Source organism: Saprospiraceae bacterium, assembly GCA_016710235.1.
Classification (GTDB): Bacteria; Bacteroidota; Bacteroidia; order Chitinophagales; family Saprospiraceae; genus Vicinibacter.
In genome coordinates, this window is sequence record JADJLG010000001.1 from 1156504 (window position 1) to 1169452 (window position 12949).

A 12949-nucleotide genomic window follows, 5' to 3' on the forward strand; every position below is an offset into this window, starting at 1 on the left:
CCGTAAAAACAACTATTTCTGACGTGATAAAAGTTAAACTTTAGGATATTTTTAATGGACCTTTACCGGAATTGTCCTTGATGATGCTTTCAGGAGAAAGTAAGCCCATCAAATGCTCGGAAGCCCACTGACTCACCTGCGAAAATGCACGATCGGGAAACAACATGTGGATATTGGGTCCTGCGTCTATTGTAAAACAAACAGGAATACCCTGCTTTTTTCTCGCTTCCCGGATGATTCGAATCAACTGTAAAGATTGTGGTTCAAGCAAAATATAACCCGGTTGTGAACTCATCATTAAACCGTGAAGAGAAAGCGCTTCTTCTTCTGAAATTTCAGCAAATTTTTCCCAATCTCCTGATTGGAGGGCAAGGATGAGATGGTTGATGTTTTGGTGAGCCTGGGCTATACGCCCCTGTCTGTAATGGTGGTTTTCCATCAATTGATGGCCCAAACTCGAAGAAACCGATTTCTCAGATTCATTGACGATCAAAATCCAATCGTTCAGATGCTGGAATAAGGGGTCAAGAAATTGTTGACAAGGCGAGGCAAAATGATCATCCGATCCTTTTACAAAGTCGAATTTTCCCCAGGATGCAGCCTCAGGATATACAGACCTGCAGGCAGAACCGCTGCCTAGCCTACTGAGTATTGAAGCCATGCGACAAAAATCTATTGAGCCAATTTTAAAATTGCTCTTTAGTTCACAGTAAATATCTGTCAGACAACACGACAGCGCACTCATGGCGGATGCTGAAGAAGCGATTCCAGCAGAATGCGGGAAATTATTGACGGAATTTATCTTGAGTTGAATTTCTCCGAATAATGGATATTCCTTTTTTATTTTTATAAAAAAAGCATTGAGTTTTGTTTCAAATTCGGGTTTTCTTTTTCCATCATAATAAAATTCAAATCCACCGTTTTCCAGGCCGACAGGACTCCAATCAATGGTTGTTGTAGTGCGACAAAAATCAAGAGTAAAGCTCAAGGAAGGATTCATGGGCAGCTGATTGCCATACTTTCCCCAGTATTTGATAATAGCAATATTGGAGGGGCTACTCCAGCAAGTTTTGTGTTCGCTGATCATAAATCTTTGTTTATATCAAAATCTTCCAATACTGCATCCATCACTTCGTCAGCACCATATCGATATTCGTTCTTGAGGTCATAGCCAAATTGTTTGCTGAGAACGTTCCAATAATAAGCAGAAAAACCTCCTTTGAGTTCTTTGATGATGTCATAAAAAGACTTGTCGAATTTTTTTTCTATCATTTTAGTCAACAGAAGTCCCTGAGTTCTCGTCAGATTTTTCAGCGGATCCTCGAATTCGTCTTTGAGCTGTTTGTTGAGGTTTTTGATTATCTTTTTTTGCTCTTTTTCTGACTTACCTTCGAGTTCTTTTTGAAGTTGGAGATAAAGCCTTACGGCTTGAACGGCATAAGGGTAAGCTACTGCTGCGGCTCGACGATATTTAGAATAAAGCTCCCTTTGGTCCCCGTAATCAAATTCTTTGGGAGCCTGAACTACAACTTTCTCTAAGCTAGCGACTATGATGGTGTCACCCTCTTTTACAAAAACGGTCACCCACTGGCTATCAACCATCATATTGTATTCTTTGTATTCTTTACTCTGTCCGAAAGAGAGACCCAAAGACAGTAAGCTACATGCAAAAGTCAAAATGTGCTTTTGTCGGTGAAAAATGTTGCACCAAAACTTCAAGGCTTTATTGCTTATATTTTTCCTTGTAAATCTGATATAATTTCTTTTGATGATCAAACAAGTCTAAATTTCTTCCTTGAATGAACGCATATTTTACATTTTGAGTTCGTATGTCAAGAGCATCTCCCTGGGAAATAAATAAGGTAGCGTCTTTGCCCTGTTCCAGTGTGCCTACCTGATCAGCAATGCCCAGGATTTGAGCAGCATTAAAGCTCACCATACGCAAGGCTTCTTCATGGGTTAGTCCAAAGGCAATACTCTGCCCTGCCTGAAAGGCGAGATTTCTAACCTGCCAGAAACCCGGTACGCTCAGGCAAAATGGAATGCCTGCATCATTTAATATTTTGGGCATTTTGAAAGCTAAATCGATGTCTTCGTCTTCCCTCATCGGCATTTTATGAGTACCCGTGAGTACGATGGAAATGTGATATGCTTTGAGCAAATCCAGCAACAAATAGGCATCTTCGGCTCCCACCAAGATTGGAGTGATACCATGATTAGCTGCCCACACCACTACATCTTGCATCGCTTGTGCTTCAGAAACATGGACGAAAAGTTTTTTTGAGCAATTCCACAATCCACTCATAGCCTCATACCTGAGGTTGATTTCATTGTGTGTGACTTCTTGCGAGTATGCTTTTGCAGCATTAAAAAAATCGTCAAGCTCGTCGCGTTGAACCTTATAAGGATCTTGTTTTGGCGTTGGCGGATTCTCTCCGGCGGTCAATTTACGTGAAATATTCGGCCATCTGAGGTGTATCGCATTGTCTTGGCGGATGGCTGCATCTTCCCAATTCCAAGCATCGAGTTGGACTACAGAAGACTGGCCGCTGATTCTGCCTCCTTCAGGTACAACTTCAGCGATCAAAACTCCGTTGCTTCGAAGAGTAGCTTGAATTTTCGAATCAGTATTGTATGCGATAATACTTCTGACATTTGCATTCATCATGCCCAATTCCGAAGCATCATGAGTGGCTTTCACCTGTTCGATTTCATTTAACCCAACGCTTGTATTGCAAGCGATCAGGCCAGGATAGATATCCATGCCACTTGCGTCGATTTGTATGCTTTCGCTTGAATTTTTGCTTAAGTCAGCTCCGCAATATGTTATTTTTCCTTTTGAAACCAAAATTAACCCGGATTCTATAACAGAACCGTTTCCGACATGGATTCTGCCTCGGGAGATTGCTAAATCCTTGGATTGCGGAGCTGCGGGTTGGTTTTGGGCAAACGCGGTAATGACAAATGCACAGTAAAGCAGGAGAAAGTTGGTAAAACTGTAAACCGGAAGAGTCCGAAACCTGAATTTGAATAATTTCAACATACAAAAAGCCTTGCAGAAAAATGAAGAGTAAAGATAGAAAAAGAATATGAGCAGAGATTATTGGAATTTTGATTGATCTCAAGGTAAGGTTAGATCAATTGAGGCCTAAAAACTGAAAATCATCAGAATATGAATGATTAAAATATTGAATAAAATGGGATTAAATAAAATTCTAAGTTAAGGAACAGAAGATAATTGAAGCTTTTTTTGTAAAATTCAAATATTTAATTAGCTTTGTGAAACATGCAGATGTAAATGTCTGCTTTTTTGATCACATATAGAGTACTCAAACAACCTGAAGATATGAGAAATAAGGCTATTGTACACTTTGCCATGTATTCTTTTTTTTTGTTCATTTTTGTCAGCGTCAAGGCACAATGCAACAGAATTTCTGACTCCCTGGAGTTAGTAAAATTGTATCAATCCACCGGAGGATCAAATTGGAAAATTAAATGGGATCTGAAAACTTCCTATGATAAGTGGTACGGAGTACAGACGGATTCCAATGGGTGCGTATTCAAGATAGGTTTGATCGATAATGGTCTAATTAATCAAATACCGGAATTAAATTTACCAATGCTCAATTGGCTTCTTCTTTCCGAGAATAATCTCTCTGGTTTAATTCCAGACTTTAATTTGCCTCGCTTGAAAATTCTAGAATTAAACAATAATAAATTGAGTGGATTTGTATCCGACTTAGACCTGCCTGAACTGAATAAGTTAGATTTGTCGTACAATAATTTAACTGGGCAATTACCGGAATTTAAGTCACCAAAATTATCGATCATTGATTTGACTTCCAATCAATTGAGTGGAGAAATTCCGGATTTTAATTTTCCAGATTTAAAGATTTTCCGGTTAACTTCTAACAATTTCGCAGGCGAGATTCCTCGTCTTGAATTGCCAAATTTAATAGAAATGAATTTGTCAATAAATCAGTTGAGTGGAGAAATACCGGATTTTAATTTTCCAGATTTGGAAATTTTAGGCTTAGCTCACAATAAATTATCGGGTCAAATACCAAATTTTAATTTGCCGAAATTAAAAAATTTGTACTTGGAATATAATCAGTTGAGTGGAGAAATACCGGATTTTAATTTTCCAGATTTGGAAGTTTTAACAATCAATAAAAATCAGCTAATTGGCCAAATACTTAATTTAAAGTTTTTAAAATTAAGTTATTTAAGAATAGATAATAATAAACTTACAGGGAGTATTCCAAATTTCAATTTACCAAATTTATGGGTTTTGAATCTAAGTGATAACAAGTTGAGTGGAAATATACCGGACTTCAATCTAAATATATTATTTGAATTAAATCTATCAAATAATCAATTGAGCGGAGAAATACCTGAATTTGAGCTACCAAATTTAAAAGAATTGACTTTGTCAAACAATCGATTGACCGGATCAATACCTAATTTTAAGTCAACGAGCGTTTTGTATTTGAATTTGTCGCTTAATCAATTGACCGGAGAGATCCCTGAATTTAACTTTCCAAATTTGATTAAACTGAAACTATCGAATAATCGATTGGAAGGCGTGATTCCAAAGTTAAATGCGCCAAATCTGGAATATTTAAATTTATCTGATAATCATTTAACAGGGCCTATACCGGATTTTTTACCTTCAACATTAAAACAATTATATTTATCGAATAATAACTTAAGTGGTACAGTAGGTGATTTTGAATTTCCAAGAAGTGCAAGTATATCAATTGATGGCAACAACTTTGTTTGTGAACCTTTAAAAATCAATATTGGAAAATTAGCAAATTATACCTACTCTCCACAAAGAAAGTTTTACCGGGATACAAGTTTCGATGTAGTAGCGGGGAGTGACCTTAAAGTGAATCTGGAGATTGATTCATCGCTTACTGACAGTAAATATTTATGGCAAAATATTGATAATCCTACATGGTCTATGGATCCATTGCAGAATAACCGTTCCAACACATACAATTTCACAGATATCCAGCTGAAAGATGCAGGCAGATATTTTGTCAAAGTAAGCAACCTAAGATTACCGGAACTGACACTTGAGAGTTACACCATTTCTGTTAGGGTCTGCGACGTAAAAAACGATAGTCTGGAGTTGGTCAAACTTTATAATGGAACTCATGGGGACGACTGGAATCGAAAAGACAATTGGCTCATTCCCGGGCAAGCTATTTCCAGTTGGTATGGTATTACTGCAACAAATGGAGGATGTGTCCAAAGTATTGTTTTAGAAAACAACGGATTGAGGGGACAACTTCCAGGATTAAATTTAAATACACTGGATACGTTAAATTTGTCAAATAATGGTATCACAGGGAATATTCCAGCTTTAAACACACCTTTTATAAAGTACCTTAAGCTCAGAAATAATATGATAGAGGGTGTATTTTCTCCTGTAATGAAAAGCTGGAAAGATATTGCCGTAATGGACCTCGGGGAGAATATAGTAAGTGAGGTCGTTCCTCCTTTTTTGGGAAGTCTCACCGAATTACAGGAGTTAAAGTTAGACCATAATCTTATTTTTGGAGAACTGCCTGATGAACTCAGCAAACTGCATAAACTCCAGATAGGAAGAGTTGACTTTAGTACTAATTATTTGAATACTTTTACAGAGAAGATAATTTTCTTCTGTCCTTTTGGGGATCAGATAATGGAGACTAATCCGCTTTATAATCGATTCATTAAACTTTGTGGAAATAGTTGTAAAGGGGATGAATGGAGTAATATTAATAGTATCCCATGGATAAGAGATACTTTGAACACTGTTCAATGCATGGGAAATGAAATGTGTATATATGCAAATGCAGAAGCTGGTTTTGTAGAAGTAAAAGGCAATAGACTTATTTACATTCAAACGGTTTGTTGTAGGGATGATGGTTGCAATACCAGAATTGTGGAAACTAAATTCTATGACTGTAGTGGGAATTTAATAGAGACAGTCTTATGCCAGAATGCCATTAAATGCAATGGCTTTGGGATAATAAGCAATGAAGATCTTGATACAATTCGCTTTGACAAAAGATGGTCTTGCTGTGATACATTGGATATAACAATTGGAGTAAAAGATGCGGAATCTTGGGGCAAAAAGAAAGAGGGATTAGTAGAGGAGGCAAATTGTTTTCCCAATCCTGTGAATGATATTTTAAGATGTGATGTAGATGATTTGCCGAAGGAAATTTTTATCTATAATTTGCAGGGAAGCAGAATGCCAACAAATGGATTTAATATGGAAGGAAGTAGAATTGTATTGGACTGCAGTCATTTGATTTCCGGTATTTATTTTATTCGATTGCTATCCGAAAATAAAGTTATGGATACTAAGATAGTAGTCCGTATAAAGTAATTTGATTTTTTTTATAGCAGATGACAACGATCATCTGCTATAATTTTTTTATTGGATAATTTGAATTAATAATCAAAAATACATTTATATTATGAAGCATATTTTATTAATAAGTTTAGTTAGTTTTAATTGCCTTTTAGGCCAAAATACTTTTTCAAAATTATATCATATCGAATCGAGTGTTGCAGGGAGTTTTTTTTCTGACTTTACCTTACATAACGGAATTAATTATTTGTTTTGTGAAAAATTTTGTTCTTTTGATTTGGGAAATAGAAATTGCACAGAAATTTTGAAAACTAATTTTGCGGGTCAGATTCTCGAAAGTTTCAAATTTGAAAATATTGGATTAGCTAATAATTTTAATATATCGACAATTAGAAATAGTTCATTCTTAATCACTTCAAAGAGATGGGATAATTTGGCAAATCAATATTTTATTAGTAAATTTACCAATAAATTTGAAGAGCAAAACTCGACAATTATTAGTTCAACAAATTCAAATGTACAATTATATAGCACTGGTATTTTCAATATTTATAATAATATATTTACTTTAGCTAAAGAACTACCTAATTCAAGTAATATAGCACCAAAGATTATCCTATCTTGTATCGACACAAGTTCCTTGCAAATCAGTTGGTCAATAAAATATACTCTTGGAGAGTGGGCACATTTAGCTCATGATTTGCAAAGTACACCGGATGGAAATATGGCATTTATTATGAATAGTGGCGCCCCAGCTGGTGTATCTAATATAGTACCAACATTTAAGATTCTTAAAATAAGTACAGAAGGCAATGTGTTAGATTCTTTCCAATGTAAAAATGACGACAATAATAACAGGGTTAGTTTGCTTGTAAGTAAAACTGGAGATTATTATTTTTGTACCCGTGAGCATCCAATAAAGCAAAATACTTATACTGTTGGATCAGTAAATAAACTGAATAATAAATTGGAATTAGAATGGAGCGTGGAGCTACCTAACAATCAACTTATAGATGGAAGATACTATAAAACAAGTCGAATAAAAGAATGTAAAAATGGAGATATCCTGACGACAGGAAGGGTAAGAGATACTAGAGATAGTAAAGTTCCAGGAGGAGACTTGAGCACAGCATGGAATGGTTTTATATGCCGCATGTCTCCGAATGGGAAAATAAAATGGTTGCGTATCTATAAATTACCTCAAGAATTATTAGATATTGACGTCTATGGACAATACAGATATTCTGATCTTAATAAGGCAGAGGAATTGGATAATGGAGATATCATAGCCTGTGGTGATGCATTTTATAGCAATTGGCAATTGAGTGCATTAGATCCATATAAAGTACAAACTAACCAAGTGTGGCATCTCAGAGTTGATTCATTGGGTTGTCTAGATGGATATCCATGTGATACAATTATTAGGCTTAAGCCTTCTGCGCCAAATCCTAAACCAGACTTGGCCATTGGATCTATGTGGACTTATGAAACTCTAGAGGATTCCGGTAATCCAAGTCAACCATTTGTTAATTTTTTGAAATTTCAAATTACCGATACTTTATCGAGAAATGGTAAGAAAATTTATTTGATAAATAATAAGGATTCTATGTACCTTGAAAATGATAAAATGTATTTTTGGGATGCAGAATTGAGGAGTTTTGAAATGCATTACAATTTTAATACACATTCGGATTATGAAGTCAATTATTGGGATCACTGGACTAATAGTGCTAAAACTGCTCATGTAAAAATTGATTCTTTTTACAATACTATTATTAACGTGGACACGATTTCAACGCAACTACTGCGAATCTCAAATAATGGCTCTTATCAGCATGACATCGTAGTACCTGTTTATAAAAATATAGGAGCATCTTATTTTGATATTAAATTGTATTTGGGAAAAGGATTTTTTGATCCACGCAACCTAGTTACAAAATTAAGATGCTTTGAAACCGGAAATAAAGTAATCAATTTTCAATCATATCCATGTGATAGTACATGGCTCACTACAGAAACAAAGAATCTAAATCATAATTCCATTCAGATTTTTCCTAATCCAACAAATAATTATATTAGTATTAGTGGTCTTGATAAAGATGTTCCATTTGAATTATTAAATATGCAAGGGGAAATTATTGAAAAAGCAATGACTAAAGAAAACAAAATACATTTATTTAGTTCCGGGGCTTTTATATTAAAATTATTTGTCGGAGGGCAATATATATGTAAAAAAATAATAAAATATTAAGGGAAAGTGTAGCCGAGATGCTATAATTAGTCGGAACAGATTATGCTTTGGAGTGTAACAAAATGATTTTAAAATCAAATCATGCATTACAAAACAAATAATTTGCAGGAACAGATTTGTTATACGAGCTCTGGAGAGCTGCAAATGGGTACTCCAATATTGGTCCAAAAAAAAATATAAAAAACACAAGTTTACTCTCATAGGAGTAATTGACATGGGAGCATAGTTTTGCTAGACTTCCACATTATCGGTTGAAATCATGCACTCGCTTCTCACATTGCGAAACCATTCTGTCGCAATATAAGTTTTAAAATTTTGCTTCCGAATTGGCGTTCATTTGTCTGTGATGTAGTATCTCAAAGAAAAATCGGGTTTTCATGTTTTTCTTTATAGCAATTAGAAATTCCTTTTTTTCTTGAGCACCTGCAGTTTATTATATTAGGAAACATTTTAATTCCAAATTAGAAAGACTAACTTTGGGATTTTTGAGTGAATTGGAATAAGGATATAAAATCACATGTTCACTAAGGGTTTGGCAAAGCAGAAATTTTGATGAAGAATAATTTATTTATTGCCTTCGAAGGGATAGATGGTAGTGGTAAGAGCACACAGGTAAATCGACTGAAGGAACATCTGGAGCGTTCAGGTCATCGAGTTTACTGTACTTTTGAGCCTACAGATGCTCCTATAGGACAGATGATACGCAGCATATTCAATCATAAAATGGAGGCTGATCACAGGACGATAGCCGGATTGTTTGTAGCGGATAGGTTGGACCATTTGTTGAATAAAACAAATGGGATTCTGCAAAAAATGGAGGAAGGTTTCACGGTAATCACAGACAGGTATTACTTTTCTTCTTATGCATATCATGGGGCACATATGTCCATGGAGTGGGTCATTGCTGCAAATGCTCAAAGTGCTGAATTATTGAGACCGGATCTCAATATTTATATAGATGTTCATCCTGAGGTCAGCATGAGTCGCTTGACAAAAAGCAGGGACGCTATCGAATTGTATGAAAACATGGAGAATCTCAATGCGGTGCGTAAAAAGTATTTTGAGGCATTTGAACTTCTAAAATCTCAGGAGAATATTTTTATTACAGATGGAAATAGAGATGCAAAGGAAGTTGCCGAGGATATTTCGGCTGCAGTAAATCAGTTACTTTAACACGCTATTGTAACCAATCCTTCACAAAAGGCAGGAAATGCAGATTTGCATCATTCTTCTTCTTGGTCTCCAACCGTATCACAATGGTAATACAATTGTTTTTTAGATTGAAATGTGGCTGAAGGAGAGCCTTCTTCTTTTGCTTTCAGTAATTTTTGAATCAAGCGGCCCCTCTCTGCCCTGACTTCCTCTCTTAGTCTTTTATCTTGAACTCTGTCAAAGAGCAACATGCCATCTACAAATGTCTTTTCTGCTACAGCAAAGTCGGAAAGAGGGTTTTCACTCCAGATGACAATATCAGCATCTTTCCCTTCTCGTAGACTACCTGTTCTGCTGTCAATATGCAGCAGTTTTGCCGGATTTAAAGTCACAAATTTCAAAGCTTCAGTTTCGCTTACTCCACCATATTTGACTGCTTTGGCGGCTTCCTGATTTAATCTTCTTGCCATTTCGGCATCATCTGAGTTGAATGCAGTGATTACCCCCTCGTTATGCAGGATAGCACCATTGTAAGGAATCGCCTCATACACCTCAAATTTATAAGCCCACCAATCCGAAAATGAGGATGCTCCGGCTCCATGAGCTTTCATCTTGTCCGCTACTTTATAACCTTCAAGGATGTGGGTGAACGTGTTGACTCTGAAACCGAACCTGGTGGCCACGTGCATGAGCATATTGATTTCACTTTGGACGTAAGAATGGCAGGTGATAAATCTCTTTTTGTCCAAAATTTCTGTCAGAGCATCAAGTTCCAAATCTTTTCTCACCATGCTCGGATCTTTAGCCCTTTGCTCTTTGTAAGCTTGGGCACGGGTAAAGGCGTCAATATAGACCTGCTCCACACCCATTCGAGAATCCGGATAACGGTTGTTTGCCTGTGATCCTGAACGCTTGACATTTTCACCGAGAGCAAATTTGATAAAGCCATCTGTACCACCGTATTGCATTTCTTCAGGAGCAAAGCCCCACTTCAACTTGATCAGTGCAGATTGTCCACCGATTGGATTACAAGATCCATGCAATAGTTGTGAGCTGGTCACACCACCAGAAAGCAAACGGTAAATGTTGATGTCATCAGAATTTACAACGTCGCCAATTCTCACCTCTGCAGTATTGGATTGGGTACATTCGTTGACTCCACCCGAAATAGCAATGTGTGAGTGTTCGTCAATAATTCCCGGAGAGACGTGTTTGCCACTTGCGTCGATTACAATGTAGCCTGCCTGGTTCAGGTTTTTTCCTATAGCTTTGATTTTACCTGAAGAAATGGCAATGTCAGCCTTCTCCAGAACACCTGTATTTTCACAGGTCCAGATCGTTGCATTTTTTATAAGAAAATTGGATTGCTGAGGTCTTTCTTTCCATCCAAAAGCCATAAATGGTCTTGGAATAGATAAATCAGTCAAACTATCTTTTTTATTTGGATTTTGCTTGGCTTTGGGGGAAGGAAGAGGGATGTCTGCAGCCAAGGACATATTAGCGGGTACCCAAGTCCCTTCCGGGCTAAGTGCAGTTCCTGACCAAAGACCATCTTTTTGGGTCAAAGTAAACAGGTAGTTTTTTTTGTCTGCACTAACCAAGCTACCGGAAATGGTGCTGCCGTCAGCACGCATGATGATACGCGTGAGGGTGTCGGGAGTCTTACACTCTACGCGCAAATTACCGTCCTGATTGAATAGATGAATTCCGTATGGTGTGTTGCCAATGATCAAGCTATAAGGAAAGCTTGCCGGTTCTTTCTCCAGTTGTTTTAGAATATATCTGTCGCCTCTGGTCCAGTTTTCGATGATTTTGGTCTGCTCGTCAAAAAGAGGACCTGTGGTCACGATAAAATTGGCTTGTTTGCCAATATCGAGAGATCCTACCTTGTCCCATATGCCGAATATCCTAGCCGGTCCTTCTGTAAGCGCATAAAGAGCGAGTTCGGGCGAAAGTCCTTTGCTTATGGCTAATCTGATATTTTTTACCAGATCGGATTTGTTTTGTAAGCCGGCGCTGGTAAACACAAAAGGGATGTGATATGAGGCTAGAATAGATGGATTGTAAGGGGCCATTTCCCAGTGCTTTAGATCCCCCAGATTGATGCGGTTGGCGTCAAAGGGTCCATCCAGAGTGTAAGCTTTGGGAAAATTGATCGGCAGAATGAGTGAGGCATTCGACTTTTGGATTTCAGAAGCTCTCTGGTATTCGTCTCCAGTCCCGACTATAAAGTATTTTTTGTTGAACTCTGTAGCCAGCTTTTGAATACGAAGGATATCCAGTTTATCCTGAGCTATAAAGATTTGGGGCATTTGCTGAAGTGAATTCCACCCCACCAGGCTTAGATTGTATTCTTTGGGAAGAATTGTTTTAACATACTGCTGTCCATCGTAATAAGTCTGCCGTATCAAAGCGATGGCGCCCATTAATGAGCCCGGGTATTCCTGTGACGACATACCTTTGTTCAAGCTCAAGACATGGGAAGCTTCAGGAGTGAGAATGACTTGGTGCTCATTTTTTTCCTCTAAACTTACTATGCAGGAGCTCCCTCTGGAGATTCCGTCAGGATAGTGCGTATTTACAACAGAGTATCCTGCTTCCCGCCACATTTTTGCTTGGTCAGCATTTACTTTAAACATTCCGTCGGCATGGACAGTAGTCCGTATTGCCTCATTCCACGAATAAGGACCTTCCTGACTACTCAGCATGGTGTTGGTAGAAGGAGCTGTAGTTTTAGGTTCACCAATCCCATAAGAGCAAAGAGGTTCGATAAAGGAAGGATATATGTGCATGCTATCTAATTCGATGATTTGAGCTCCGGCTATTTGGATTGGAATGCTACTCATTTGGCGGATGATACCGTTTTCGATCAAAATATCACCTTTGATAGCGGTGCGATCAGAGGATTGATGAATATTCAAGTTGCGGAGGACGATGAGACTGTGTTCCGGATCGCGGATATCATTTACCGGGAAAGTGATCTGTCCGGAAAGTTCTATGAATGAACTGAAGAACAATGGGAATGTGAGCGTATAGAGAATAAGTTTTTTGATCTGAGTCCACATTGAGATGAAAATTTGAAACGATAATAATATGACCAGAATAAAATATGTGATCAAGTTGTAAAGCTAATTTTCGCTGGCCATATGTAAAAGTAATCCTAAAAATATAAGTGC

At 37.3% G+C, this 12949-nt stretch carries 7 protein-coding genes; 3 read left to right on the top strand and 4 right to left on the bottom strand.

What is annotated here, in order from left to right; all coding sequences use genetic code 11:
- Positions 1-40: 40 nt before the first annotated feature.
- The 3 genes from mvaD to IPI99_04870 all read right to left on the bottom strand — a co-directional run bounded on the left by mvaD (position 41) and on the right by IPI99_04870 (position 3043).
- On the bottom strand, positions 41-1087 hold the full coding sequence (mvaD, locus tag IPI99_04860) for a diphosphomevalonate decarboxylase (protein MBK7339840.1): 1047 nt from the start codon (positions 1085-1087) through the stop codon (positions 41-43).
- A complete protein-coding gene (locus IPI99_04865) occupies positions 1084-1605 on the bottom strand; it encodes a DUF4294 domain-containing protein (protein ID MBK7339841.1) in 522 nt (173 codons plus the stop codon). The genes mvaD and IPI99_04865 overlap by 4 nt, the downstream gene beginning before the upstream one ends.
- Before the next feature lie 118 nt (positions 1606-1723).
- On the bottom strand, positions 1724-3043 hold the full coding sequence (locus IPI99_04870) for an amidohydrolase family protein (GenBank protein ID MBK7339842.1): 1320 nt from the start codon (positions 3041-3043) through the stop codon (positions 1724-1726).
- Positions 3044-3298: 255 nt separating this feature from the next.
- Between IPI99_04870 and IPI99_04875 the strand changes: the two genes are divergently transcribed.
- From IPI99_04875 to tmk, 3 genes are all read left to right on the top strand, one after another.
- A complete protein-coding gene (locus IPI99_04875; protein MBK7339843.1) occupies positions 3299-6385 on the top strand; it encodes a leucine-rich repeat domain-containing protein in 3087 nt (1028 codons plus the stop codon).
- A gap of 91 nt (positions 6386-6476) precedes the next feature.
- Entirely contained in the window at positions 6477-8621 is a 2145-nt protein-coding gene (locus IPI99_04880; protein MBK7339844.1) for a T9SS type A sorting domain-containing protein, read from the top strand.
- A 552-nt stretch (positions 8622-9173) separates the two neighbouring features.
- Complete coding sequence (gene tmk, locus IPI99_04885) at positions 9174-9794, top strand: dTMP kinase (protein MBK7339845.1); 621 nt, start codon at positions 9174-9176, stop codon at positions 9792-9794.
- Positions 9795-9844: 50 nt separating this feature from the next.
- Here the strand turns inward: tmk and IPI99_04890 are convergent, their stop codons facing one another.
- Entirely contained in the window at positions 9845-12838 is a 2994-nt protein-coding gene (locus IPI99_04890) for an amidohydrolase family protein (GenBank protein MBK7339846.1), read from the bottom strand.
- Positions 12839-12949: the final 111 nt, after the last annotated feature.